A 25,615-nucleotide genomic window follows, 5' to 3' on the forward strand; every position below is an offset into this window, starting at 1 on the left:
TAGAAAACAGACTTATAGATATTTTGGGCTGATTCAAGGGTAACTGTTTGTATGAGTAAGCAGGTGAAGGGAGTGTCATACTTGAACCAAAAAGAACAGAACGAGCACTCTAAAGATTTTAACCTGAGATCAAAATTAATCGGAATTGTATCTATCACTTTTATCGCGGCCATTGCGCTTGCAGTCATTTTCGGCGGCTTTTTCTTCGGAATGAAAGGCTTATTCTCTATACTGGGCATCACATACGCTTCCAATCAAACATTAGCTTTATTTATTTTAGCCTGCTTTGCTGCAGGTTTAATTATAGACCCACTCACAAAGATTATCTCTATCATTTTGGCAAAATCACTTTCATTGAAAAAGACTGCACTTTTTGCTTTTATACTGTATTTTATCAGCAATCTTATAACGATCTGTTTTGCAGATTACTTTATGCAGTCTATTTATATTCCAGATATCTTGCTTGTTGTGATATCAGCAGTGATGGCTTTCACTGAACTTGCTTTTGATGACCAGCCTAATGGAGAAGCAGCTTAAAATGCCGATGGCAGATATGGAGAATTCATAACACCTTATATTTGGACATCACCAGTTATATAAACGAAAAAAACTCCCTGTTCACACGAACAGGAAGCAAAACACAATGTTGTAATTTAAATTCTGCATTCTAAAATGATTCTTACATTCGGATCATCAAGTTCATCCAAAAAGATAATGATCTTCGGACCACATGCCATATGTTTCCACCTCCTCACTCAAAATATACATTAATCCCAATTGACTGTAAATGGAAATTTTGTTATACGGAGGAACCATGAAGTATAATGCGTTAACACTGCTCACACGTTTACAACCGTTTCTTATAATCTGACACTCGAAGGAGTACAAAAAAAGCATTGATCCATTCAGAGAATGGATCAATGCTTACCACCCCCGCTACATCACGCGTTTGAACATCTTTTCCATCTCATAAGTGGAATGGTGTATGATGATCGGGCGGCCGTGCGGGCATGTAAATGGGTCTGATGTGCTTCGGAGGTCGTCCAGAAGCGCTTTGATTTCGTCGTTTCTGAGGTGGCGATTTGCTTTGATGGAGCCTTTGCAGCTCATCATAATCGCCGCTTCCTCGCGGAGTTTTTTAATATCTATATTTTTGGAGTCGAGCACCTGCTGAATGATTTCTTCTATGAGCTCTGCTTCTTCTCCCTTTGGAAACCAGGCCGGGTGGCAGCGGACGATGTAACTGTTAGAGCCGAATGACTCTAAAAAGACACCCACGCTTTCGAGCTCTTGTTTGTGCTGTTCAATAATCAAAGCCTCATTTGTGGAGTAGTGGAACGTCAGCGGTACAATCATATCCTGCACCTCAGGCTCAACCTCCCCCACCTTTTCACGGAAGTACTCATATTTAATACGTTCTTGGGCGGCGTGCTGGTCGATAATATACAGGCCGTTTTCGTTTTGTGCCAATATATAAGTCCCGTGCATCTGGCCGATCGGGTACATAATCGGAACCCGCTCAGACGCTGGCTGCTGCTGTTCCTCATGGCATTCCTGCTCAAATGTTTCAGGCTCTTCTGCTGAAACATCGGACACCTCAAGGGTTTGTTCCTGATCAACGATAGGAGGAGCATCAAATTGGAGAGGAGGCAATTCTTCCTCCGCATCAAGCGGCTCTTTTACGACTGAACTGAGCTTCATTGGTGAATAAGATGACGCAGTCGATTTTTCCGGAACTTTTTTTTCCGCAGGCTTTTCATCAAAGGTTATGAACTGCTGCTCATTTTTGATTACAGGTGCCGATTTTTTCGGGAGCTGGGCACTCGGAATCAGCTGCTGCTGTTTAAACACATCTTTAATTCCGTCACGTATTAAGTCATGAAGCTCTGTTTCCTTGCTGAGCCGGACCTCAAGCTTCGATGGATGCACGTTGACATCGACTAAAATCGGGTCCATCGTAATTTCTATAAAAGTAATCGGATGGCGTCCGATCGGCAGAAGCGTATGATAGCCTTCATGAACCGCTTTGACGAGCGGGAAATTTTTAATGTAACGGCCATTGACCACAGACGACATATAGTTTCTCGACGCCCGTGTAATCTCTGGGAGGGCGATATATCCCTTTACTTCAAAATCCAAGGAGCTCACATGCAGCGGGAGCATTTTTTTGGCGACAGCCGTGCCGTAAATCGCTGCCAGTACATGGCGCACATCTCCGTTTCCGTTCGTTTGAAGCAGGTTTTTCCCATGATGGCGCAGGCGGATCGATACCTCTGGATGCGCCAGAGCAATACGGTTCACCACATCTGTAATGTTTCCAAGCTCTGTATGAACGGTTTTCATATATTTCAAGCGGGCCGGTGTGTTAAAAAACAGGTTGGAAACGACAATTTCAGTTCCCTTCCTGCTTGAGGAACGCGATTCGGAAATGATGTTTCCTCCTTGGAGGACGAGCTTCGTCCCAGCTCCTTCACCAGTGCTTGTTGTAATCTCCAGATGAGAGACTGACGCGATACTCGGCAGGGCTTCTCCCCTGAAACCGAGCGTTCTCACCCTGAATAAATCATTTTCATCTTTTATTTTACTCGTTGCGTGGCGGCGGAAAGCACGCTTGCAATCTTCATTCTCCATTCCTTCGCCGTTATCCAAAACCCGAATGGATGCAAGGCCTGCTTCTTCAATATCGATTTCAATGACTGTGCTGTCAGCGTCGATCGCATTTTCCACCAATTCTTTGACGACTGAGGCGGGCCGTTCCACAACCTCGCCCGCCGCTATTTTATTTGAAAGCTCATCTGACAGCTGGATGACTTTTGCCACATTCATCACCCCGTTTTAATGTAATTTCTTTTGCAGCTTGTACATTTCATTCATCGCTTCAAGCGGTGTCATATCCAGTATATTAAGTGATTTGAAAGCATCGATCACTTGCTTTTCTTTTTTTGAAAGCTTTGGTGTTTCAGCCGGCTTTTCCGCTTCGTCAAAAAAGGACAGCTGTGCCGGCTCTTCTTTCACCTGAGGCTTCTGCATCGGCACTTCCGGTTTGTTTCCTGAATGCTCAAGCTCTTTTAAAATATCTTGAGCGCGTGCAATCAGATCTCCCGGCAGTTCGGCAAGCTGAGCTACATGGATACCATAGCTTTTATCAGCGGCACCTTCTTTAATTTGATGAAGAAAGACAACCGTTCCGTTATATTCTTCAGCGCGAACATGAACGTTTTTCAGCTGGGGCAGCTTGTCCTCAAGAACGGTCAGCTCGTGATAGTGTGTGCTGAACAGCGTCTTGGCGCCGATATGATCGTGAACATATTCAATAATCGCCTGTGCCAGCGCCATGCCGTCATAAGTGGACGTTCCCCGCCCGATTTCATCAAACAGAATGAGGCTGTTTTTCGTCGCGTTGACAATCGCATTTTTCGCTTCAAGCATTTCTACCATAAATGTACTTTGTCCGGAAATCAAATCATCTGCAGCACCGATTCGCGTAAAAATTTGATCGAAAATCGGAAGCACCGCTTTTTTTGCGGGTACAAAGCAGCCGATTTGCGCCATAATGGAAATGAGCGCGATTTGTCTCATATACGTGCTTTTCCCTGACATGTTTGGACCTGTAATGAGAAGCATTTGTCTGTTATCGCCCATCATACAGTTGTTCGGGACATATTCCTGGCTGTCCATGACTTTTTCAACAACCGGGTGTCTGCCTTCAATCACTTCGACTTCATCTTTAGAGAACTCCGGTTTCGTGTAGTGACGATTTTCACTGATTGTCGCAAAGCATTGCAGTGCGTCCAGCTCGCTCATCTGTTTTGCAAGCTGCTGTAGCCGCGGAATATACTGCTTCACTTTCTCGCGCAGCTCGGTAAACAGCTCGTACTCCAGCTCACAGATGTTATTTTCCGCCTCTAAAATGAGCGCTTCTTTTTCTTTTAATTCAGGTGTAATGTAGCGCTCTGCATTGGTTAACGTCTGCTTCCGCTCATAACGCCCTTCCTCAAGCAAGTGCAAATTTGCTTTTGTCACTTCAATGTAATAACCGAAAACTTTATTAAAGCCGACCTTTAAAGAACGAATGCCTGTGTATTCCCGCTCCTGCTGTTCCAGACGGGCAATCCAGTCTTTTCCGTTTCTGCTTGCATCACGATATTCATCAAGCTTTTGATTATAACCATCTTTAATCAGGTTCCCTTCTTTTACCGATAAAGGAGGGTTTTCGTACAGCGCTTCTTCCAGCAGTTCAAGTACGTCCCCGCAAGGGTCAATGCGCTCTGCACGTTCCTTGGCCTTGTCATGAGCCAGTGAAGCAACCAGCTGTTTGATGCCAGGAACTTGCTTTAACGATTCCTTCAGCTGAATCAAATCCCGGGCATTGACATTTCCAAATGCAACGCGGCCGGCAAGGCGTTCTAAGTCATATACTTCTTTTAAACGTTCACGCAGATCTTCCCGTTCAAAGAAATGGGACATCAATGTTTCCACCATTTCTTGGCGCTCTTCGATTTGATTGACTCTTATAAGCGGCCGGTCAATCCACTGTTTAAGCAGCCGGCCTCCCATTGCCGTTTTTGTTTCATCCAGCAGCCACAAAAGGGAGCCTTTTTTATTTTTCGAACGGATCGTTTCGGTCAGCTCCAGATTACGCTTTGAGTATAAGTCAATTTTCATCGCTTCCTCAAGCTCATACACCTGCACGGGCTGAAGATGATCAAGGCTGCGCTTTTGGGTTCTTTTCAAATACGTATATAAGCGCATAAATGTTTTTGTTATATCTTCATTATTTAAGTGCTCAATGATCGTTACGTGTTCGTCTGTTTCTCCGTCTTCAATTGAAATCGTTGCACCGCACCGCTCTCTCAGCTGTGCCACTGTATCGGCATCCAAGCTTCCTGAAACCACGATTTCCCGTGCGCCGACTGAATAAATTTCTGATATGACGTCTTCAAGCCGTTCAATCAAAACAGCCAAATTTTCTCCCGTTGTTAAATCAGACAGCGCAAGTCCGTATCCGTTCGAGCAAGCTGAAACAGATGCGATAAAGTTATTTTCCGATTCATGGATGCCTTTGCCGTCCATAACAGTTCCAGGCGTAATCAGCTGAACCACTTCTCTTTTCACAACGCCCTTTGCGGCTTTCGGATCTTCCGTTTGTTCACAGATTGCCACTTTGTACCCTTTTTTAATAAGCTGTTCGATATACGCGGAAGCAGAATGATACGGCACACCGCACATCGGTATTTTTTCAGCCGCACCGCCATCTCTGCTCGTTAACGTAATTTCCAGCTCTTGTGACGCTTTTTTGGCGTCCTCAAAAAACATTTCATAAAAATCACCCAGGCGAAAAAATAAAAAGGCATCCTGGTGCTCTGCCTTTATTTTTAAATATTGCTGTATCATAGGCGTATAACCGGCCATTGTTTAATCCCTCACTATGTATCAACGTTTCTATTTTCCAACCTTCATTATAACATAAACAAAAAGTGATAAAAGAATGATATATCAATATAAAAAAGAGACTTGGGGGTACTGTCTCCCCTAGTCCCTTTTTTATTCTTCAGGATCTCCCACTAAAAACTCCGGGTTGATGTCTTCAAGCTCTTCATCAAGCTCATCTTCCCAATCTTCCTCGTCGTCCTCTTCCCAGTCAGGATTGACCTCAACAACTACCTTTGTTTCCCCTACCACTTCCGCCAAAAATTCTCTTTCTGCCTGCACAACGATTTTATTTCCATTCGGCGAAATGGTCACTTCAAGGCAGTTTGGCTGCTGAAGCACTTTGGCAATTACTTCATGCTCATCATCTAAGTAATTATTGTCTCTGTATCTGAGTTTAATGACATCTACGTATTTTACCCGTTCTGTGACAACCTCTGTCTTTGTGTTGTCCGCGTAAGAGTACCATACGTTTATATCATAATACCCTTCAATTTCTACCGTTTTTCCAATTTTTTCAGCGTCATACTTGTGGTTAATAATCCAACCACCCAAAATGCTGCTCGGTTTTTTCTCAGGCGAGATGGTGTTGGTGCATTGGGTGAATTTTCGGCCTTTCGCTACTACTGCCTTCGTAATAATTTCCCTGTATTCAGACATTCCGGCATGCCTCCTTGTTCTTCTTCGTGTTATCTTATGCTGGGCATTTGTCTAGTGTGCATTTTTATAAATAAAATATAAAAATACAAAGTTTCTGTTCCATTGTATGCAGGTGTGCCTAGAAACTTTACTTATAAGTGCGATAAAGTTTACACGCGGCTGCGCACAGAAAAACCAATTGAACATTTGGTACATAGATTATTTAGTTCATTTATAACCGCACAAATGATAAAAAAACACGGGCCTGTAAAGGCACCGTGTTTAGAGAGAACAGCTGTTATTTGAATGCTTCACCTTTGAACCGGTTTCCCCTTTCAGCAGGTCGCCTCCGGTTGATGTGATGATTTCATTTGTGACTTGGTTGGAAATGGTGTGTGCAACGAGCTGCAGTAGGTCATTTACTTCCATCTGCGAGTCTCTGAATTCCTGGATAACAGGAATCTCTTCAAGCTCTTCTTGCAGCGCGTCAATTTTTGCTTCTACTTGTTTGAGCGCTTCATGCTTTTCATAATGCTTCAGATTGACAGCCTGCTTTTGCAGGGCTTTAATCTGATTAACGATTGTGGACACTTTGTCATTCTCATTGATTTGCGCTTCAGCCCGTTTGAAAAAATCAACCTCTTCTGTTTCAGAAATCATTTTTGCAAGGTTTCGTGCCTGCTGCACAATGTCTTTTTTTGAGTAGAGCGTCATCTTATTTCACCTCGATTGCTTCTCCTACCATTTCTCCGTCAAGCGACCATGTTTTCGCTTGCTGGATTTTCACGCGGACGATTTTGCCGATGGCTTCCTTCGGCCCTTTAAAATTGACAAGCTTGCTTTTTTCAGTATAGCCGGCAAGAATATCAGGGTTATTTTTGCTTTCACCTTCAACTAATACTTCGACAACCTTGCCTTCGTATTCCTTCATTTTTTTAGCAGAAATTTCATTCACCAGTGCGTTCAGACGCTGCAGGCGTTCTTTTTTCACACGCATCGGTACATTATCTTTCATCTTAGCAGCCGGAGTGCCCTCACGCGGAGAGTAAATGAACGTATAAGCGCTGTCAAACTCCACTTCACGATATAGAGAAAGCGTTTCTTCAAACTGCTCGTCCGTTTCGTTCGGAAATCCGACAATAATGTCCGTCGTCAAAGAAGCGTTTGGCATCGCTGCCTTAATTTTTCGCACCAGCTCCATGTAACGCTCTCTGTCATATTTGCGTGCCATCAACTTCAGAACTTCTGAGCTTCCTGATTGAACCGGAAGATGAATATGATCAAGCAGATTTCCGCCTTTTGCCAGCACTTCAATGAGGCGGTCGTCAAAGTCGCGCGGATGACTCGTTGTAAAACGGATTCTCGGGATATCGATTTTTCTCAGTTCATCCATCAAATCACCAAGTCCGTACGTCATATCTTCAAAGTCTTTTCCATACGCGTTTACGTTTTGGCCTAACAGTGTAATTTCCTTATAGCCTTCACTTGCGAGCCTTCTCACTTCCTGAATGATATCCTCAGGGCGGCGGCTTCTTTCTTTTCCGCGTGTGTAAGGCACAATGCAATACGTACAGAATTTGTCACAGCCGTACATGATATTGACCCAGCCCTTAATTTTTCCATTTCGGACTTTCGGAAGGTTTTCAATAACGTCCCCTTCCTTAGACCAAACTTCTACAACCATTTCTTTTGAAAGGTATGCTTCTGACAAAAGCTCCGGCAGGCGATGAATGTTATGCGTTCCGAAAATCATATCGACAAACGGATGTTTTTTCAAAATACGGTTCACGACTGATTCCTCTTGGGACATACAGCCGCACACGCCTAAAATCAGATCGGGATTGTTTTTTTTCAGTGCTTTTAAGTGTCCGAGCTCACCAAACACCTTGTTTTCAGCATTTTCACGGATTGCACATGTGTTTAACAAAATGACATTGGCGTCGTCAACAGAGTTTGTCGCTTCGTAACCGAGCGCCATAAAGATCCCTGCCATAACCTCTGTATCGTGTTCATTCATTTGGCAGCCGTACGTACGGATATAGAACTTTCTTCCGTCTCCCAATCCTTTAAATTGTTCAGAAATTTTAAAGTCATTATGATAAGTAACGGCTTCCTTGCCTCGTTTTTTCGCGTCTTTTAAAGAAGGCGGAATGTAAACAGCTTCAAAGTACTTGCTGTAATCCTTCTCGGATTTTTTGTCCGATGGATTAACTTGTCCGCTCTCTAATTTTTGTTTTTCATTCATGTCATATTTTCTCCTTTCAAACCAAACTTCCACCCTTCAGTATAAAGGTTATTGAAGCTCTGCACAACCGGCAACCTATCATTGTACACTCATTGAGAATAATAATCAATAAGGAATCAAAAGAGGAAGAGTAAACTCTTCCTCTTGTTACAATAGCTGGAGCTCCTTTGCCGTCTTTTCGATGACATCAAGCGCCTGATCCAATTCATCTTTGGTGTGCTCTGCTGTTATAATCGTGCGAATTCTGGCTTTTCCCTTTGCTACAGTCGGGAAAACGATACTTTGGGCAAAAACACCGTGAGAAAGGAGCTGATCTGAAAATTGCTTTGCCACACCTTCATCACCTATTAAAATAGGAAGAATCGGCGTTTGACTCTCTGTGAGAGTCAAACCCATTTTCATAAGCATTGCTTTAAAATAGGCAGTATTCTCCCACAAGCGCTCCATATGCTCCGGCTCTTCAAGCAAGACATCAATCGCTTCCATACAAGCTGCAGTGACAGCCGGCGGATGAGATGTGCTGAATAAAAATGGACGGCCTTTATGGCGCAAATAATCGATCAGCACCTTTGAACCTGCAGCGTAGCCGCCGAGCACTCCGATTGCCTTGCTTAATGTCCCGACCTGAATATGAACTCTGCCGTCAAGACCGAAGTGATTCACCGTTCCCCTGCCGTTTTCGCCAAGTACTCCGGATGCATGGGCGTCATCCACCATCACAAATGCGTCATATTTCTCAGCGAGCTCTACAATATCAGGCAGAGGAGCTATGTTGCCATCCATGGAAAATACGCCGTCTGTCACAATCAGACGCATTCGATAATTCATTGACTTTCTCAGCACCCGCTCTAAATCACTCATATTGACGTGCTGATACACCTTTTTATCCGCCTTTGTCAGTCGAATTCCGTCAATAATAGAGGCATGGTTCAATTCATCGGAGATGACAATATCCTCTTTTGATAGAATACTTGAAAGTACGCCTTGGTTTGTTGTGAAGCCTGATTGGAATACAAGTGCCGCCTCCGTTTTTTTAAAGGCTGCCAGCTTTTTCTCAAGCTCTTGATGTATTGTAAATGTACCGGCAATCGTTCTCACTGATCCGGTGCCGGCTCCATACTGCTGAACGGCCTCCTGTGCGGCGTTGATGAGTCTAGGATGTGAAGTGAAACCGAGGTAATTATTAGAAGATAGCTGAATGACTTTTTGGTGATTCACTGTGACAGATGGGCCCTGCATAGATTCAAGCTGTTTTATGTCTTGCCAAGTATGGTTTTCTTTCATTCTATCAAGCTCTGCTTTTAAAAACTCAAATTCCTTCGTCATGTTTATCCCCCTTTATGGAATTAAAATTACTTTTCCGCACTGGCCGCTTCTCATCAGTTCGAAACCTTTTTCAAACTCCTCTAACGGAAACTGATGGGTAATAACAGGTGCAAGATCGATCACGTTTGAACTGATCAACTGAGACACCTGGCGCCATGTTGAAAACATTTTTCTTCCTGTTATTCCTTGGATGGTAAGCCCTTTAAATACCACTTTATTCGTCAAATCAATTGTCACCGGATGTTCCGGCAAGCTGAGAATATGAAATCTTCCGCCATTCGCAGCCATCGCAAGACCTTGGGCAATCGCTGAGGGATGACCCGACATCTCACAAACAAGATCTGCACCTTCCCCACCTGTTAAAGCGCTTACAATTTTGAGCGGGTCTTCTTTTTCAATAGAAACAGTACAAGTCGCTCCCATTTGTTTTGCAAGCCTCAGCCTGTATTCATTCTTATCAATCGCTATCACCTGAGAAGCTCCTGCTGCTTTTGCAACCGCAACAGCCATAAGACCAATCGGTCCGCATCCAATGACTGCAGTCGTTCCTCCTGCAGGCTGGCTCTCGAGTACGGTATGAACTGCATTTCCTAAAGGCTCTTGAATGGAAGCAATCGACGGGTCCATATCAGCGGGATTTCTCCAAATGTTATCAGCTGGAACTTTTACATACTCCGCAAAACAGCCTGCCGTGTCCACTCCGATTATAGCAGTATTGGTACACACATGAGATTTTCCTGTTACGCAAGGGACACATTCACCACAGACAATGTGTGTTTCCGCAGACACATACTCTCCCACTTTTACACTGCTGACATTCTCTCCCACACCCTCTACGATGCCGCTGAACTCATGGCCGAAAACATAGGGTGTTTTAATTCTCTGACGTGCCCATTGATCCCAATTATAAATGTGGACATCCGTGCCGCATATGGAAGCGGCTTTCACTTTTATGAGGACTTCATGTTTATCAATCTCAGGAATGGGAACTTCAGTCAGCACAGCACCGAACGCCCCGTCCTTTTTCATTAGAGCTTTCATCTTTCCACTCTGCATGTACAATCCTCCTTGAAAAATTCTTGTTATATTCGGATTGTACCATGATATGGAATAAGCGTAAACAGTACTGTCTTTTCCAGAAGGACAAAAGTATCTGTCTTGAAAAAAGGGCGAATTTTTTTTTGAAACGTTTTATCTCATTTCTGATTTTGTATATTCGCTCATTTATGTGCTAAAAATACTATCGGGAGAAAATATCACAATAAATGAAAAACAACCTGTTTGCATTACGCAAACAGGTTGAGAATGCTTTATTTGTTTTTAGCGAGGCTCCACGATTAATTTAATCGCTGTTCTTTCTTCCCCATCGATTTGAATATCTGTAAAAGCCGGAATACAAATCAAATCAACGCCGCTTGGCGCCACAAATCCCCTGGCAATCGCCACAGCTTTTACAGCCTGGTTTAATGCACCCGCTCCGATCGCTTGAATCTCGGCGGCTCCTCGCTCTCTCAACACGCCTGCAAGCGCACCTGCCACTGAATTTGGACTCGATTTTGCTGAAACTTTTAAGATTTCCATTTCTGCTCCCCCTTAGTTTTACAATGGATAAGTGAGTGTTCATTAGAACAATCATTATTAGATGTTGCTATCCAAAAAGCCATCCCCACAATGCTTTTCAAAAATAGCGGGCTACCTTCCATTTTTACTATATTCACTAAGGAGTTGCTATATTCCTGCTTTTCTTTTTAATATTTTTATAAAATAACCATATGTTCAACTATTCAAAGAACATGTGATCATCGTTGATTAAAATACGCTCAATTTTCACGGCTTTTTTCGTTTGATCGTCAATGTCAATCACAACTCCGCTGAGCGTTGTTTTTCCTTCAGCGACAGTAAACCGGACTGGAAGGTTCGTTTTGAATCGCTTAATAATCGTCTCTCTGTCCATCCCCAGTATACCGTCATACGGGCCAGTCATTCCCACATCAGTAATATATGCCGTTCCCTTCGGCAAAATGCGGTTATCCGCTGTTTGCACGTGTGTATGAGTTCCTACTACAGCCGACGCCCTCCCATCCGTGTACCAGCCAAGTGCGAGCTTTTCACTTGTCGCTTCGGCATGAAAGTCGATAAAAATGTACGGTGTTCTTTTCGCAGCCTCTGCGATCAATTCATCCGCTTTTAAAAACGGGTCATCAAGCGGCGGCAAAAACGTACGTCCCTGCAAATTAATGACTGCTAGTTCTTTGCCGTTTGCTTTCACATATGTGATCCCTTTCCCCGGTGTTCCTTCAGGAAAGTTTGCCGGGCGAACCAAGTTCGGAACGTCATCTATAAAATCAAATATTTCTTTTTTGTCCCATGTGTGGTTCCCCATTGTGATTGCATCTGCGCCGGACTGGATTAAGCTGTGATAAATTTTTTCCGTCAGGCCTTTTCCATGTGCGGCGTTTTCACCATTAATAATGGTAAAGTGAGGCTTATATTTTGTTTTTAGCTTTGGTACATATTCTTTGACCATGTCACGGCCCGGTGAACCGACAACATCTCCGATAAATAAAATTCTCATTTTGTAAATCCTTTCTTCTTGAAAATTCCTTGCCGTCAAAAAAATAAAGTGATGCTTAGCGCATCACTTTATTTTGCATACTCTACGGCTCGAGTTTCTCTGATTACTGTCACCTTAATATGACCTGGATAATCGAGCTCGTCCTCAATTCGCTTGCGGATATCTCGCGCCAGTCGATGAGCCTCAAGATCATTAATTGAATCCGGCTTCACCATAATACGCACTTCGCGTCCAGCCTGAATGGCAAATGATTTTTCAACACCTTCGTAGGACTCAGAAATTTCTTCGAGTTTTTCAAGTCTTCGAATATAATTCTCGAGCGTCTCACTTCTTGCGCCAGGTCTTGCAGCGGAAAGCGCATCTGCTGCAGCTACCAGCACAGCGATAATGGAAGTCGGCTCCTCATCCCCGTGGTGTGATGCAATACTGTTAATCACGACTGGGTGCTCTTTATATTTGGTCGCAAGCTCTACCCCGATTTCAACGTGGCTTCCTTCTACTTCATGGTCAATTGCTTTCCCGATGTCGTGAAGAAGACCCGCACGTTTAGCAAGCTTTGCGTCTTCACCAAGCTCCGATGCCATTAGACCGGCCAAGAATGCGACTTCCATGGAATGCTTAAGCACATTTTGACCGTAGCTTGTACGGAACTTTAAGCGGCCGAGGATCTTGATGAGATCTGGGTGGAGGCCGTGAACACCAACCTCAAATGTCGTTTGCTCACCCATCTCACGAATATAGTCATCGACCTCGCGGCGAGATTTTTCAACCATTTCTTCAATCCGTGCCGGATGAATACGGCCATCCTGAACGAGTTTATCAAGAGCAATTCTGGCTGTCTCACGTCTGATCGGATCAAATCCGGAAAGAATGACAGCTTCAGGCGTATCATCAATAATCAGGTCAATTCCTGTCAGCGTTTCAAGCGTACGAATGTTACGCCCTTCCCGTCCGATGATACGTCCTTTCATCTCATCATTTGGTAGATTGACAACTGATACCGTTGTTTCGGCAACGTGGTCCGCTGCGCAGCGCTGTAAGGCGAGTGAAAGAATGTTTTTCGCTTTCTTATCCGCCTCTTCTTTCGCACGGTTTTCAGTTTCTTTTGTCATGATGGCGATGTCATGTGAAAGCTCGTTTTCAACCCGCTCAAGAATGATTTGTTTCGCTTCATCACGAGTCAGACTCGAAATTCGTTCCAACTCTGACTGCTGCATACGAATCATCTCATCCACTTTGCTTTCCATCTCTTCAATATGTTGTTGTCGTTCATTCAGAGAATGATCTTTCTTCTCCAACATCGCTTCCCGTTTATCAATTCCCTCATGTTTGCGATCAAGGTTTTCCTCCTTTTGGAGTAAACGGTTTTCTTGTTTTTGAAGCTCATTTCGTCTTTCACGAACTTCCTGTTCAGCATCTATTCGAAGTTTGTGGATTTCATCCTTTGCTTCAAGCAGAGCTTCTTTTTTCAGTGCTTCAGCATCACGCTTCGCATCTTCAAGAATTTGCTCGGCTGCACCGCGTGCGCCCGCAATTTTCGCTTCGGCAATGGTTTTACGAACAAAGTAGCCAACAACTAAACCGAGTAGAATCAGCAAAATGGAGATGAGAACCATCATAATTGGGGTCATACTTTCACCTCCTCTTGCTATGAACTTGGTTGTTGCTTAAAAAGTGTCGGCATGTACATTGTCTAGTTTTCTCAACATACAGAACCTTCACAGGGAATGAGTGTGTTCATCGCCCTTGTCAAGTTTAAATGGTTTAACAATCATGTTAAAAAAACAAATGTTACAACTTCATTGTAAATGTGTCGGAAATACTTGTCAAGCTTGCCATCTTAACGTTTGCAGGCCAGTCGTCTTTTCACGTGCCGAATGCAATTCATCCAAAAGAAGATCGCCAATCATTCTTGATTTAGAAGCTGGTATATTTTATTGTTCACTTGGCCCAATTTAGCATTATTTTGAATGTTTGAGAACAAAACAACAATGGTTTGCCCAGATTTGCTAAAGCTGTTCAAGATATTGAAGCCCGGCATAACACCATGGTTTGAATAGCTGCCGGGAGCAACATAAAATCCCATGCCGTATGTGGAGCTGCTCCCTGGCGTAAACATCTTTTCATAGCTTTTTTGCGAATACAGTTTTCCGTCTATCAGCGCTTGGTCAAATTTGTACATATCTATAGCGCTCATATAAATATCCCCCGCTCCATACAGCTGGGATAGATCAGGTATATACGGTGTAACTGTTTTGCTGCCCTCCATCTTATACCCGATGGCAGGATAAGGTTCTTTTTTATATGTTTTGTAAAAGCCTGCATGCGTCATTCCCGCAGGTTTAAAAATATGATTCTTTATGTACTGTTCATAGGGCTCACCGCTTACTTCAGCAATAATATAAGCAAGAACAGAATAGTTGGAATCCTTGTAGTCCCATACGCCCGGCTGACGTTTGATTCCCTGCAGTTCTATGTCTTTTATTAAATCGTCCGGAGTAATGGCGCCGTTTCCTTCAATATGTCCGTTTATCCCCGATGTATGTGTAAGCAGATTCTTCAAAGTAATCGTTTGTCCGTTGGGAAAATGAGGTAAATACGTACTTACCGGATCACTTGTCTGAAGTCTCCCCTTTTCCTCAAGCTGCAAAATAGCAGTTGCAATCAGCGCTTTTTGTGATGAACCGACATAAAAAGATGTCAATGGATTATTTTGAATGTAGTGTTTACGGTCAGCATAGCCAAAACCTTTATTTGTTACGATTTCTCCATTTCTGACAATCATGGCTGTTCCGCTGAAACCGATCTCTTCTAAATAATTGCTGATTTTTTGATTTCGATCCACTGTTTTGATTTGTTCCTCTGATTTTTTGGCAGTTTTCTTTTTGATCTCTTTTTTCTGATCGGTATTTGAAACCGCTGCAATTTCTTGAGATGGCTCGTTTTCTTCACTATTTCGATGAATAGCATTCCAAATCGTAATGCAAACCATCACTGCTAAAAGACCAAGCAACAGTTTTCCTCTTTTATTTAGTTTTCTCCGTCTGCGTTTCGCAGTTCTTCTGCGGGTTGGGCTTGTCATTCATTTTTTCCTCCCAAAATAAATTCCATTTTGCACACGTTTTGTTAGACGAATAAAGCCCTAAAAAAGTTGTCAAAAAAAGCAATATTTTTATCATTTTTTTGCAATATACAAAAAAGCTGAGTTTTTCACTCAGCCTTTTGTATCATTTGAAACTTATTTTATTTTTATTCTTCAAATTCGAGTTCTTCTTGTGTCTCTTCAGCTTGCTGCTGCACTACTCCGTTATTATCCAAGCCGTAATGTTCGCGAATTTGCTCCTGGATCATCAGCATGATATCTTTATTTTCTTTCAGGAATTGTTTTGCATTTTCACGGCCTTGGCCAAGGCGCTCTTCTTCATAAGAGTACCATGAACCGCTTTTTTGCACGATATCAAGTTCAGTTCCTAGGTCAATGATTTCGCCTTCTTTTGAAATGCCTTCTCCGTACATAATGTCAACCTCGGCTGTACGGAACGGCGGAGCCACCTTGTTTTTCACGACTTTGATTTTCGTTTTGTTCCCCATTACGTCGTTGCCTTGTTTCAGCTGTTCAGCACGGCGCACTTCAAGACGCACGGAAGAGTAGAATTTCAACGCACGGCCGCCAGGAGTTGTTTCCGGATTCCCGAACATAACACCGACTTTTTCACGAATTTGGTTAATGAAAATCGCGATTGTCTTCGATTTGTTAATGGCCCCTGAAAGCTTACGAAGCGCTTGAGACATTAAGCGTGCTTGTAAACCGACATGAGAATCTCCCATGTCGCCTTCAATTTCCGCTTTCGGAACGAGAGCGGCTACAGAGTCGACAACGACAATGTCAACTGCCCCGCTTCGAACCAATGCTTCCGCAATTTCAAGCGCCTGCTCGCCTGTGTCAGGCTGAGACAGTAAAAGCTCTTCGATGTTAACACCGAGCTTTTGCGCGTATACCGGATCTAACGCATGCTCCGCATCGATAAACGCGGCTTGTCCGCCCTGTTGCTGAACTTCAGCAATCGCATGAAGCGCCACAGTTGTTTTACCTGAGCTTTCAGGACCGTATACTTCAATAATCCGTCCGCGAGGATATCCGCCAATTCCCAGTGCTGTATCAAGAGCGAGGGAGCCGCTTGGGACAGTAGAAATTCTTGTATCTGTCTTTTCTCCCAGTTTCATAATGGAACCTTTGCCGAACTGTTTTTCTATTTGTTTAAGAGCCATATCTAAGGCTGCCTGACGATCACTCATTCTATTTTTTCCTCCTTTATGTTACCACTACATATACTATACCCTGTTTGAAGGGATTTGCCAAGAAAAAAGCGAACGCATATTCGGATTTTTTCTTGGCGTGATTCCTATCAAAATATCATAATGTATCAGAGAAATCATGTTTTCTTAGGAGGATAATGTGCTGAAAATATTATTTTTGCTCTAAAAGCTTTAAGATTAAATGGCAGCCGTATTTAGCGCCGCGTTTTCTGATCCCCGTTCTGGAGCCCGCAAAGTGAAACTCGTGAACCTCTTCTTTACCATTTGCGGAAATGCCGATAAACACATGCCCAGGCTCATGCCCTTCTTGAGCATCAGGTCCTGCTACACCAGTAAAGCTAATGCCGATATCGCTGCCAGTGAGTTTTTGAACACCCTTAGCCAGTTCGGATGCGCACTCCTTGCTGACCGCCCCAAAACGATCTAATGTTTCCTTCTTGACACCAAGCACATTCTGCTTCACGTCGTTTGTATAGCAAACAACGCCCCCGGCAAATAATTTTGAGGCACCGCTATGATCCGTCAGCCATTCAGAAAACAGCCCTCCGGTAAAGCTTTCTGCCGCAGAAATTGTAATGCCTTTTTCCTTACACGCTATAGATAGCTCTTTTACAAGAGAAGTATCATCGTAACCATAGAAAAATTCACCGACACGCTCTAAGATAACGGCCTCTGTTTCTTTTAACAGACGCTCTGTTTCCTTTTCATCGGCGTGTTTGGCTGTCAGACGCAGCGTCACCTCTCCATCAGCCGCCAAAGGCGCAATTGTCGGATTGGTTTGCGCATCAATAATATCTTCCAAATCGGCTTCAAGCTGAGATTCACCGATACCGAAAAAACGAAGAACGGTTGACACAATTTTTTCATTTGAACCCATCTTTTTCAGCAGAAGAGGTTTTGCCTCGTTTTCAAACATTGGACGCAATTCGCTCGGCGGTCCAGGAAGAAGCATATAATAGCGCGATTCATGCTCTGTGAGCATTCCCGGGGCCATTCCAAAGTGATTCGCCAGCACGTCAGAGCCTTCGATCACAAGCGCCTGTTTTCGGTTATTAGGTGACATCGTGCGTTTTGTTCGTTTGAAATAGTCCTCAATGGATTGGAATGCCTCATCATTTAACACAAGCGGACGTCCCAGCGTATTTGCAATCGTTTCTTTCGTCAGATCATCTTTTGTGGGTCCAAGACCTCCTGAAAAAATAATGAAGTCAGAGCGTTCTTCAGCAATGCGGATGACCTGCTTCAGCCGCTCCGGGTTATCGCCGACCGCTGTATGATAAAATACGTTGACCCCGATTTCAGCGAGCTGTTTGCTGATAAATTGAGCATTTGTATTGGCGATTTGGCCAAGCAGCAGCTCTGAACCGACTGCAATTATTTCTGCTTTTTTTGGAAATTCCATGACGAAGTCCTTCTTTCTTAGTTAGATGTTTTTAACGCTTCCCAGTTTTTAGAGAAGTATTCCCAGCCTGAGACGACAGTAAAGAAGACGGCTACCCACAGCGCCAAGTCAGCAAACGGGAATGACACAAGTTCAAATGGAAGATTATGAAGAAGCAATGCGGATACCGCAATAATCTGTGCCCAGGTTTTGATTTTACCAAGCATGTTAGCAGCTACGACTTCCCCTGTTCCGGCTAAGACAAGCCTTAAACCTGTCACGGCAAACTCCCTGCTGATAATCACAATGACCATCCAAGCTGGAGCGAGATCAAATTGAACAAGGATAATTAACGCTGCGGATACGAGCAGTTTGTCCGCAAGCGGATCAAGAAATTTCCCGAAGTTTGTTACGAGATTCAGTTTTCGGGCATAATACCCGTCCACCCAGTCTGTTGTAGATGCAATAATAAATAGAATAGCCCCCGCCAAATGTGCGACCGGGATTGATTCGTCTCCAACTTCGAGCCTGCCCCAGTCAAACGGCGCCAGCATGATAATCATGAAGATTGGGATTAATGCGATTCTAGCTAGTGTGATTTTATTTGGTAAGTTAAACATAAAGCCCCTCCAATTTCATACTCAGACGTGAAGAAAAGTCATCTGATAATTTAAGATGACTTTTCTTCCTTTTTATTTACAATCTTTATGGTTTGTGCCATCACTTTTTTCGGATCAAGTTCATATGAAAGAACCTTACCGTTGATTTTTATTTTCAGATTAGGTGCATATCCGGTGCGGATATCAACTTGTTTCTGATCAGTTATGTCTTTTTTATAGGTTTCGTCTTTTTTCAGCGTTCCTTCTTTTAAAGAGCTGCTGTTTTCATCACGCACTCGAATCCAGGAGCTGTCTGATGCCTTCAGTTCCAGCTCGATTTTATCAGCGCCGGACACTTCATAAGTCGTTAACGATCCTTCAGTGCCAGCAGCTTTAATCTCCAGCTTCTCACTGTCATTTTCTTTTTTCTTATCTTCGTTTTCTTTCGTTTCTTTTTTAGTGTCTGTCTCTTTTTCAGAGCTGTTATTTTGATTCTCTTTCAGCGTTGAATCTTTAGGGATTTCGTACTTGCTCTCACTTTGCGTAATTGCTTTTTCTGATGCCGCATTATGATCATCACTGTTTTTGTGATTGGCAAATTGAATGATCGCGTACACAATGGCAATCACGACAATCACGCCGAGAATAACAAGTATCGTTGGCAGCAGCTCCAGCGCCTTAGATGCTGGCTTTGGCATTTCCTTTTGAAGATTCATGCCGGAGATCTTTTCAGACACATCGTCATGATACGTATTAGGGATATCTTTTTTATGCTCCTCAAACAGCTGATCCGCATCAAGCCCAACGGCTTCTGCATATTGCTTGATGAATGCCCGAACATAAAACTTCCCCGGAATAATGTCATAGTTCCCTTCCTCCAAGGCGGTTAAATACCTTTTTTGAATCTTTGTTGCCGCTTGGAGATCATCCAATGACATTGCTTTTTCCTCTCTGGCTTCTTTGAGCCGGATTCCTAGTTCAGTCACAACAAACACCTTCCAATTTTAAAAATCAAAGCTTGAAAACCCGGATTGATCAAACATTTGGGGTTCCTCGGCATGTTCATATGTAATAACCTCATCAGGGTCATTTCTCAGTTCAATAATATAATCAAAGTCATCTAGTGTATACTCTGTATTTTGAACGAATATGTCCGGATGCTCCACCACTTTTGTTGCCGGAAGCCGCATGATTTCACGGACCAGCTGGAGATGGCGTTCCGATCCCCTTCGTGTTGACACAATTCCGTCAACGATAAAAACATTTTCAGTGCTGTATTCATCGGCAATCAGCTGGCTTCTTATCGTCTGCTTCAGCAAGGTTGATGACACAAACAGCCACCTTTTGCTTGCACACACACTAGAGGCTACAATCGATTCCGTTTTCCCGACACGCGGCATACCTCTGATTCCAATTAATTTATGGCCTTCTTTTTTGAACAATTCGGCCATAAAATCGACTAATAAGCCAAGCTCGTCCCGTTCAAAGCGGAACGTTTTCTTGTCATCGGCATCCCGTTGAATATAACGGCCGTGGCGTACGGCAAGACGGTCGCGAAGCCTCGGTTCTCTAAGCTTCGTTACTTTAATTGTTTCCATCGTTTTTAAGATTGATTCTAATCGTTTAATTTGATCTATATGGCGGCACCTGAGGAGCATTCCCCTTCTGGAAAGATCGACGCCGTTTATCGTTACGATGTTGATAGAAAGCATCCCAAGAAGAGATGAAATATCCCCGAGCAGTCCGGGGCGGTTCACTTGAATTTCATATTCAAAATACCATTCGAGCTTTGCCAAATGATATACCCCCTTCATTGTGGCAAAATTTTACCTTCCTTTATCATAAAGCATTTTTCTCTAATTAGAAAGAAGAATGTTGCTGTGATGAGGAAAACATAAAAAAGAGAGGAAAAATCCCCTCTCTTCCTAGTGAGTGCTGTTATTTTCAACAAGCTTAACCATCATATTGGCAATGGCGTGCTGTTCATCTTTTGATGCTACACTCCAAAGATCTGCCAGCACTTTTTCCTGCTCGTTCTTAGATTCCACTTCATTAGCCAAGTAGCTGCCGATTTCTGTCGCAAGATCTGTAATCGTATCCTGGCTCATACCTTTATCTTGCGCATAGTTCAGACGGTCGCCAAGGAAGTTTTTCCAGCTATCCCAGTTTTCTAATACTGACATGCTTGTTTCCTCCATTTCATGTGAAGTTACAAGATTATTGTATCCTTCGCAAAAGAAACTATACACCGAATATTTTCGGATCAGCAGTGCCAGCCGCCATTCACCGACAGAATTTGGCCGGTAATATATGACGCTTTTTCAGACAGGAGAAAAGCTGTTGCATCCGCAATTTCTTGCGGCCGGGCCAGCCGGCCGATCGGAATCTCATCAGCGATCTCTTCTTTTTCAGCCGGGGTAAATTGATTCATCATATTTGTATCAACTGCGCCCGGCGCTACGGCGTTTACCCTGATTCCGCTTGGCGCCAGCTCCTTAGCCAATCCTTTTACAAACGAATGCTGAGCTCCTTTTGCCATGCTGTACAGCACTTCACAGGATGCCCCAGTCTCTCCCCAAATCGAGCTGACAGCCACAATCGCTCCCGATTTATTCCGAATCATGCCTGGCAGAAGGTTTCTCGTCAGCATATACGGACTCGCTACATGAAGCTGAACCATTTCCTGGACCGTTGCGTTATCTACATCCGTAATCAGCCCAAAATGGCTTCGTCCGCTGTTTAAAACAATCGCATCAATCGGCTGAACAATTGAACTTGTCAGCTTATCTGCTCCATCTTGCGCGGACAGATCAGCTTGTAATATCTCCGCATTTACGCCAAACATCTGACTTAGTTTTTCAGCAAGCTCCGCTGCCGCGTATTGATTTGTATTGTAATGCAGCAACAGATTGTATCCCTTAGCCGCAAGGGTTTCGCTGATGCTTTTGCCAATGCCGCCGCTTGCTCCGGTGATTAGTGCTGTTTTGTTCATCCTCTTTCCTTCTTTCCGCAGAAAAACACCCCTCACACTGGAGGGATGTTTTGTTTATGATTTAGGAACAACCTTGCAGACAGTCAGTCTGTCTGCAGCAATTTCCTCTTGTATTACGTTCTGGACATCCTCGAGGGTAATCTGCTCGAGTACCGTTACAACGTCAAACAGGCTCATATCCAAGAACGCATAACGGGTAAATTGATTGGCGATGTATTCAGGGGAATTCAGCGCTTTTAAGAATGTACCGATCTTTTTCTTTCTGGCAAGTTCAATCTTTTCAGCAGTAATCAGTTCACCGGCGCGCAAAAGCATGCTTGAAATGTCTTCAGCCAATTGATCCGGCTCAGGCGTATCTCCGCCGATCGCCGCAAAACCAAACCCATATTCAGCAGTAAAATCAAAGCTGAACGTTTCGTCAATATATCCTTTTTCATAAAGTGATTCATACTGGGCAGAGCTTTTGCCGAAAAGCGCTTCAAGCAATAAGTTCATTGAAAGTTCATGCTTTAAGAGCTCTTTGCCTAATTTAAACGGCTTTTTGGATTTCAGCCCGACAAGGCATTTCGGTCCCTGCACGTTCATTTTGATCTCTTTTTCTTTTCTGAAAACCGCTTCTTGCTCTTTCACTTCTTCCCGTTTGATCTCCGGCTGATCAGTATACGGCTTTTTCCCCTGGTTTTCTCTTACCTGAGAAATAATCGCTTCAGGATCTACAGGTCCGACAATGAAAAGGAGCATGTTACTCGGGTGATAAAACGTTTCATAGCATTCATAAAGAAGGTCTTTTGTAATATGTGAAATGCTTTCCACTGTTCCCGCTATGTCGATTCTGACAGGATGCTCTTTGTACATGTTTTCAATGACCCCGAAGTAAAGCCTCCAATCAGGGTTATCGTCGTACATATTAATCTCCTGCCCAATAATCCCTTTTTCCTTTTCAACCGTTTTTTCAGTAAAATATGGGTCCTGTACGAAATCGATAAGCGTCTCTAAATTGCGTTCAACATTTGATGTGCTTGAGAAAAGGTAAGCTGTTCTTGTAAATGACGTAAACGCATTGGCAGAAGCCCCCTGTTTGCTGAAATCTTGAAAAACGTCTCCGTCCGCTTTCTCAAACAGCTTGTGCTCAAGAAAGTGAGCAATCCCGTCCGGCACGTGAACCATCTCGTTTTTACCTAAAGGGACAAACCGGTTATCTATCGAGCCGTACTTTGTTGTAAAGACCGCATACGTCTTGTTAAAGCCTTTTTTTGGCAAAACGTAAACATCAAGGCCGTTGGACATTTTTTCATGATACAGCGTCTCCTGAAGCTGTTCATATTCGATTGGTTTGATCAAGATGCACCCTCCGTCCCTTTTAAGAAATAAGTCGTATCAAGCTGAATCTTTTCGCCGGCTTTAATGATATCCTCTTTTGTGACATTCTCAATATTGGCAAGAAAGTCTTCGATAGGAATCTCGACTTGAGCAGCGGCCTGCTGATATAAAAATTCAGATAAACCGTATGCTGTATCAATCGTTTCCAGCACTTGATTTCGAATGACGGCCTTTGTCTGTGCTATATCCTGCTCACTGAAATCGCCGTTTTTCATTGCCTGGAATTGCTCAGCAATAATCGAAACCGCCTGTTCAAAATTTTTCACTTCAATGCCTGACATCACCATTAACAAGCCTTTAAAACTTTCTATACGCGAAGCCGCGTAGTAAGCAAGACTGGCTTTTTCCCGAACATTAATGAAAAGTTTAGAATGAGAGAATCCGCCGAACAATCCGTTAAACACTTGTAAAGCAGGATAATCCTGATCTGTATAAGTGATGCTGGTGCGGTAGCCGATATTCAGCTTTCCTTGCTTAACATCCTCTTCATCAATTACTTCTTTTGGCTGCACTTTTTCATCAGCGTGATTGTTTTCAATCGTGCCAAGAGTGCGCTCTTCTGTTTTGAAATACTTATCAATTGCCGAATGTACCTGGTTACTGTCCACATCACCAACAACATATAGATCAAGCTGGTCTTTTTGGATAGCGCTTTGGTATGTTTCGTATAATTGCTCTGCCGTAATGTCATCGACATCGTCGATTTCACCATTGACATGAAGCGCGTAAGGCTCATTTTTGCACATTTCCTGTATCAGCCTTAAATTCGAATAGCGCATTTTATCATCATAGACGGCTTGGATTCTTTGCTTAAGCGTCCGTTTTTCTTGAGCCACATATTGTGACTGAAAAGCGTCTCCCTCCAAAGCAGGTGAAAAGACGATTTCTGCGAGAAGCTGGAGCCCTTTCTCAAGTAGCGGCGTTTGGTCTTTTAAATATTTTTCATTCGGGATTTCAAGCCTGAACGTAATGACGTGCCGCTCTCCTTTTTTCGTAAGGTCAGCCGATACTGAAGTGCCGTACAGCTCATCCAGGTATGAACGCAATTCTGCGGTTTTCGGATGGCTTTTCGTTCCGCGAAGAAGCACATGCGGGAGCAGCGCTCTTTTGGTGACTTGATCCTTTGTCAGCGGCGCAAGCATCTTAAAAATAAGCGAGACGGTTTTGAATTTTTCTGTTTCTACTATGTGTGCGGTTAAACCGCCGTGCTTTGATTTGAGTTCATTAACATATGACATATGGAACCTCCTTCGTTCATTTCTTAATTAGTATGTATTATGACCAATTTTCAGCATTCGCAGAAACACTCTTTCATGTAATTATAGCAACTGTAGGATTTATAAGGAAACAATAACCTCCGCATGCTGTATAGGTACTGCAAGGAAGCGCAAAAAAAGACGGCTGGCTAGACCGTCCCTAAGTTTTTTTCTTCTTCTTCACTTTTTTTAGCATCTACAGTAAAGAGCACTAAAAATAAAGAAACGATGCTGCAAAACGCCGAGAGTATGAAAATAATCCAGTTTGCATTAGACATTAATGCAGCAAAAACAGGTGGACCGAGAGCTACTCCTATAAAGCGCATGCTATTGTAGAAGGAGGAAATGGTTCCGCATTGTTCACTTTCAATCCCTTCGGTTATCAATGCATCTAAAGCAGGAAGAGCCATTCCAATCCCAATCCCGCCAAAGCTTAAAAAGACAAATAAAAAATAAAAACTGTGGTTCCACCACAAGGCAATAAACGAAAGGGTTAACAGAATCATCCCTGTAACAACGCAAAATTTCATCCGGCCTTTATCTTTACCGATCTTTTTGCCAGCTATAAAAGAACTGGTTGACAAAAACAAAAGTGGGATTGCCAGTAATCCGCCTTTAGCTACTCCGTCAATGGCATACTTGTTCTCCAGCGTATCTGATAAATAAAATAATACGCCAAATAACAAAAACATAATGACACACCCGATAATGAAGACCGTATAAAGCCAGCGACCATCCTGTTTAAAGATTTTCTTCACACTCTTAATAAACTCAGAAACAGCAGGCGCATCTTCATCTTCTTCAGGCTTAGCCACCAAAAACAATACGAGTAAAAAGCTGATCAAACAGAAAAACGGAATAAACCAAAATGGGACAAACCAGTACCAGGAAGCCAGTAAGGCCCCAAGTATCGGGCTTAATACCTTCCCTGACGTGTTGGCAGTTTCAATATCACCAAGGCCGGCGCTGACCTTTTCATCGTCTCCTTGAAACAAATCGCCGATAAACGGCATAACGATAGGAGCTGCACCTGCAGAACCGATGCCTTGAAGAACCCGCCCCGCCAAGATCATAGCATAAGGATTTTTCATATAGGTCGAGGCAAAAGCAGCTACCGCTCCCCCCAATCCTGCAATGAGGAGGCATGGAAGCAATATTTTTTTTCTTCCGAAACGATCCGACAAATATCCGGCAATCGGAATGCAAATAATTGCTACTACTGAATATACAGTAATGATTAAAGATACTTGAAATGAAGTCACCGACAACTTTTTCTCCATCATCGGAAGAACAGGAATCAGCATGGAGTTCCCGAGTGTCATCACAAGCGGGACGGAAGACAATGCAATAATATTTTTCATTCCATTTTTCTCTCTCAACATTTTCACCCATTCACTTTCTTGTCATCCCTTATATATTGCGTTAACCGGAATGAAAGTATGTACAAAGAAACATGAATCAGTGCAAATAAAAAA

22 protein-coding genes are annotated in these 25,615 nt (G+C 43.2%); 1 reads left to right on the forward strand and 21 read right to left on the reverse strand.

Annotation, left to right across the window (positions count from 1 at the left end; all coding sequences use genetic code 11):
* The first annotated feature begins 81 nt into the window (after nucleotides 1-81).
* Nucleotides 82-537: a regulatory YrvL family protein gene (locus ACQVGT_RS11625; RefSeq protein ID WP_015483241.1), complete on the forward strand. Its 456-nt coding sequence runs from the start codon at nucleotides 82-84 to the stop codon at nucleotides 535-537.
* 399 nt (nucleotides 538-936) lie between these two features.
* Here ACQVGT_RS11625 and mutL read toward each other — a convergent pair whose 3' ends face one another.
* The 21 genes from mutL to bcbE form a co-directional block, all read right to left on the reverse strand.
* Nucleotides 937-2,820 (reverse strand): DNA mismatch repair endonuclease MutL, encoded by a 1,884-nt coding sequence (gene mutL / locus ACQVGT_RS11630; protein ID WP_015483240.1) that lies wholly within the window; start codon nucleotides 2,818-2,820, stop codon nucleotides 937-939.
* Nucleotides 2,821-2,835: 15 nt separating this feature from the next.
* Nucleotides 2,836-5,412, reverse strand: coding sequence for a DNA mismatch repair protein MutS (gene mutS / locus ACQVGT_RS11635; RefSeq protein ID WP_015483239.1), 2,577 nt, complete (start codon nucleotides 5,410-5,412; stop codon nucleotides 2,836-2,838).
* 132 nt (nucleotides 5,413-5,544) lie between these two features.
* Entirely contained in the window at nucleotides 5,545-6,090 is a 546-nt protein-coding gene (cotE, locus tag ACQVGT_RS11640; protein WP_003231833.1) for an outer spore coat protein CotE, read from the reverse strand.
* Between the two features lie 261 nt (nucleotides 6,091-6,351).
* Nucleotides 6,352-6,783 (reverse strand): regulatory iron-sulfur-containing complex subunit RicA, encoded by a 432-nt coding sequence (ricA, locus tag ACQVGT_RS11645; protein ID WP_003231834.1) that lies wholly within the window; start codon nucleotides 6,781-6,783, stop codon nucleotides 6,352-6,354.
* A 1-nt stretch (nucleotide 6,784) separates the two neighbouring features.
* Entirely contained in the window at nucleotides 6,785-8,314 is a 1,530-nt protein-coding gene (gene miaB, locus ACQVGT_RS11650; RefSeq protein WP_015483238.1) for a tRNA (N6-isopentenyl adenosine(37)-C2)-methylthiotransferase MiaB, read from the reverse strand.
* Nucleotides 8,315-8,461: 147 nt separating this feature from the next.
* Complete coding sequence (locus tag ACQVGT_RS11655) at nucleotides 8,462-9,640, reverse strand: glycine C-acetyltransferase (RefSeq protein ID WP_015383694.1); 1,179 nt, start codon at nucleotides 9,638-9,640, stop codon at nucleotides 8,462-8,464.
* Between the two features lie 12 nt (nucleotides 9,641-9,652).
* Nucleotides 9,653-10,696: an L-threonine 3-dehydrogenase gene (gene tdh / locus ACQVGT_RS11660; RefSeq protein ID WP_015483237.1), complete on the reverse strand. Its 1,044-nt coding sequence runs from the start codon at nucleotides 10,694-10,696 to the stop codon at nucleotides 9,653-9,655.
* Between the two features lie 264 nt (nucleotides 10,697-10,960).
* Nucleotides 10,961-11,221 carry a stage V sporulation protein SpoVS gene (gene spoVS, locus ACQVGT_RS11665; protein WP_003154135.1) on the reverse strand — a complete coding sequence of 87 codons (261 nt, stop codon included), beginning with the start codon at nucleotides 11,219-11,221 and terminating at the stop codon, nucleotides 10,961-10,963.
* Between the two features lie 199 nt (nucleotides 11,222-11,420).
* The gene (gene ymdB, locus ACQVGT_RS11670) at nucleotides 11,421-12,215 is read right to left on the reverse strand and encodes a 2',3'-cyclic-nucleotide 2'-phosphodiesterase (RefSeq protein WP_003245138.1); all 795 of its coding nucleotides are present in this window, start codon (nucleotides 12,213-12,215) and stop codon (nucleotides 11,421-11,423) included.
* Nucleotides 12,216-12,283: 68 nt separating this feature from the next.
* Complete coding sequence (gene rny, locus ACQVGT_RS11675; protein ID WP_003221010.1) at nucleotides 12,284-13,846, reverse strand: ribonuclease Y; 1,563 nt, start codon at nucleotides 13,844-13,846, stop codon at nucleotides 12,284-12,286.
* A 275-nt stretch (nucleotides 13,847-14,121) separates the two neighbouring features.
* Nucleotides 14,122-15,297, reverse strand: coding sequence for a serine hydrolase domain-containing protein (locus ACQVGT_RS11680; protein ID WP_015383692.1), 1,176 nt, complete (start codon nucleotides 15,295-15,297; stop codon nucleotides 14,122-14,124).
* A gap of 167 nt (nucleotides 15,298-15,464) precedes the next feature.
* On the reverse strand, nucleotides 15,465-16,511 hold the full coding sequence (gene recA, locus ACQVGT_RS11685) for a recombinase RecA (RefSeq protein ID WP_003245789.1): 1,047 nt from the start codon (nucleotides 16,509-16,511) through the stop codon (nucleotides 15,465-15,467).
* A gap of 172 nt (nucleotides 16,512-16,683) precedes the next feature.
* A complete protein-coding gene (locus ACQVGT_RS11690; protein ID WP_003231847.1) occupies nucleotides 16,684-17,934 on the reverse strand; it encodes a competence/damage-inducible protein A in 1,251 nt (416 codons plus the stop codon).
* 17 nt (nucleotides 17,935-17,951) lie between these two features.
* Nucleotides 17,952-18,533, reverse strand: a complete 582-nt coding sequence (pgsA, locus tag ACQVGT_RS11695) for a CDP-diacylglycerol--glycerol-3-phosphate 3-phosphatidyltransferase (protein WP_003244753.1) — start codon at nucleotides 18,531-18,533, stop codon at nucleotides 17,952-17,954.
* A gap of 50 nt (nucleotides 18,534-18,583) precedes the next feature.
* Nucleotides 18,584-19,498: a cell shape determination protein RodZ gene (gene rodZ / locus ACQVGT_RS11700; RefSeq protein ID WP_003244699.1), complete on the reverse strand. Its 915-nt coding sequence runs from the start codon at nucleotides 19,496-19,498 to the stop codon at nucleotides 18,584-18,586.
* Between the two features lie 18 nt (nucleotides 19,499-19,516).
* On the reverse strand, nucleotides 19,517-20,308 hold the full coding sequence (locus ACQVGT_RS11705) for a DUF3388 domain-containing protein (RefSeq protein ID WP_003220998.1): 792 nt from the start codon (nucleotides 20,306-20,308) through the stop codon (nucleotides 19,517-19,519).
* 129 nt (nucleotides 20,309-20,437) lie between these two features.
* On the reverse strand, nucleotides 20,438-20,695 hold the full coding sequence (locus ACQVGT_RS11710; RefSeq protein WP_003245199.1) for a DUF3243 domain-containing protein: 258 nt from the start codon (nucleotides 20,693-20,695) through the stop codon (nucleotides 20,438-20,440).
* Between the two features lie 80 nt (nucleotides 20,696-20,775).
* Nucleotides 20,776-21,504, reverse strand: coding sequence for an elongation factor P 5-aminopentanone reductase (ymfI, locus tag ACQVGT_RS11715; RefSeq protein ID WP_015483236.1), 729 nt, complete (start codon nucleotides 21,502-21,504; stop codon nucleotides 20,776-20,778).
* 54 nt (nucleotides 21,505-21,558) lie between these two features.
* Entirely contained in the window at nucleotides 21,559-22,845 is a 1,287-nt protein-coding gene (yfmH, locus tag ACQVGT_RS11720; protein WP_015383690.1) for an EF-P 5-aminopentanol modification-associated protein YfmH, read from the reverse strand.
* On the reverse strand, nucleotides 22,842-24,122 hold the full coding sequence (yfmF, locus tag ACQVGT_RS11725) for an EF-P 5-aminopentanol modification-associated protein YfmF (protein ID WP_015383689.1): 1,281 nt from the start codon (nucleotides 24,120-24,122) through the stop codon (nucleotides 22,842-22,844). The genes yfmH and yfmF overlap by 4 nt, the downstream gene beginning before the upstream one ends.
* A 167-nt stretch (nucleotides 24,123-24,289) precedes the next feature.
* Nucleotides 24,290-25,501 carry a bacillibactin exporter BcbE gene (gene bcbE / locus ACQVGT_RS11730; protein ID WP_080109055.1) on the reverse strand — a complete coding sequence of 404 codons (1,212 nt, stop codon included), beginning with the start codon at nucleotides 25,499-25,501 and terminating at the stop codon, nucleotides 24,290-24,292.
* Nucleotides 25,502-25,615: the final 114 nt, after the last annotated feature.

It is taken from the genome of Bacillus sp. SCT118, assembly GCF_058566435.1.

What these genes read in the sequence shown, in the direction of transcription:
- mutS (WP_015483239.1), bottom strand. Translation starts at nt 5,412, where the DNA reads ATGGCCGGTTATACGCCTATGATACAGCAATATTTAAAAATAAAGGCA.
- cotE (WP_003231833.1), bottom strand. Translation starts at nt 6,090, where the DNA reads ATGTCTGAATACAGGGAAATTATTACGAAGGCAGTAGTAGCGAAAGGC.
- ricA (WP_003231834.1), bottom strand. Translation starts at nt 6,783, where the DNA reads ATGACGCTCTACTCAAAAAAAGACATTGTGCAGCAGGCACGAAACCTT.
- miaB (WP_015483238.1), bottom strand. Translation starts at nt 8,314, where the DNA reads ATGAATGAAAAACAAAAATTAGAGAGCGGACAAGTTAATCCATCGGAC.
- ACQVGT_RS11655 (WP_015383694.1), bottom strand. Translation starts at nt 9,640, where the DNA reads ATGACGAAGGAATTTGAGTTTTTAAAAGCAGAGCTTGATAGAATGAAA.
- tdh (WP_015483237.1), bottom strand. Translation starts at nt 10,696, where the DNA reads ATGCAGAGTGGAAAGATGAAAGCTCTAATGAAAAAGGACGGGGCGTTC.
- spoVS (WP_003154135.1), bottom strand. Translation starts at nt 11,221, where the DNA reads ATGGAAATCTTAAAAGTTTCAGCAAAATCGAGTCCAAATTCAGTGGCA.
- ymdB (WP_003245138.1), bottom strand. Translation starts at nt 12,215, where the DNA reads ATGAGAATTTTATTTATCGGAGATGTTGTCGGTTCACCGGGCCGTGAC.
- rny (WP_003221010.1), bottom strand. Translation starts at nt 13,846, where the DNA reads ATGACCCCAATTATGATGGTTCTCATCTCCATTTTGCTGATTCTACTC.
- ACQVGT_RS11680 (WP_015383692.1), bottom strand. Translation starts at nt 15,297, where the DNA reads ATGACAAGCCCAACCCGCAGAAGAACTGCGAAACGCAGACGGAGAAAA.
- recA (WP_003245789.1), bottom strand. Translation starts at nt 16,511, where the DNA reads ATGAGTGATCGTCAGGCAGCCTTAGATATGGCTCTTAAACAAATAGAA.
- ACQVGT_RS11690 (WP_003231847.1), bottom strand. Translation starts at nt 17,934, where the DNA reads ATGGAATTTCCAAAAAAAGCAGAAATAATTGCAGTCGGTTCAGAGCTG.
- pgsA (WP_003244753.1), bottom strand. Translation starts at nt 18,533, where the DNA reads ATGTTTAACTTACCAAATAAAATCACACTAGCTAGAATCGCATTAATC.
- ACQVGT_RS11710 (WP_003245199.1), bottom strand. Translation starts at nt 20,695, where the DNA reads ATGTCAGTATTAGAAAACTGGGATAGCTGGAAAAACTTCCTTGGCGAC.
- ymfI (WP_015483236.1), bottom strand. Translation starts at nt 21,504, where the DNA reads ATGAACAAAACAGCACTAATCACCGGAGCAAGCGGCGGCATTGGCAAA.
- yfmF (WP_015383689.1), bottom strand. Translation starts at nt 24,122, where the DNA reads ATGTCATATGTTAATGAACTCAAATCAAAGCACGGCGGTTTAACCGCA.
- bcbE (WP_080109055.1), bottom strand. Translation starts at nt 25,501, where the DNA reads ATGAAAAATATTATTGCATTGTCTTCCGTCCCGCTTGTGATGACACTC.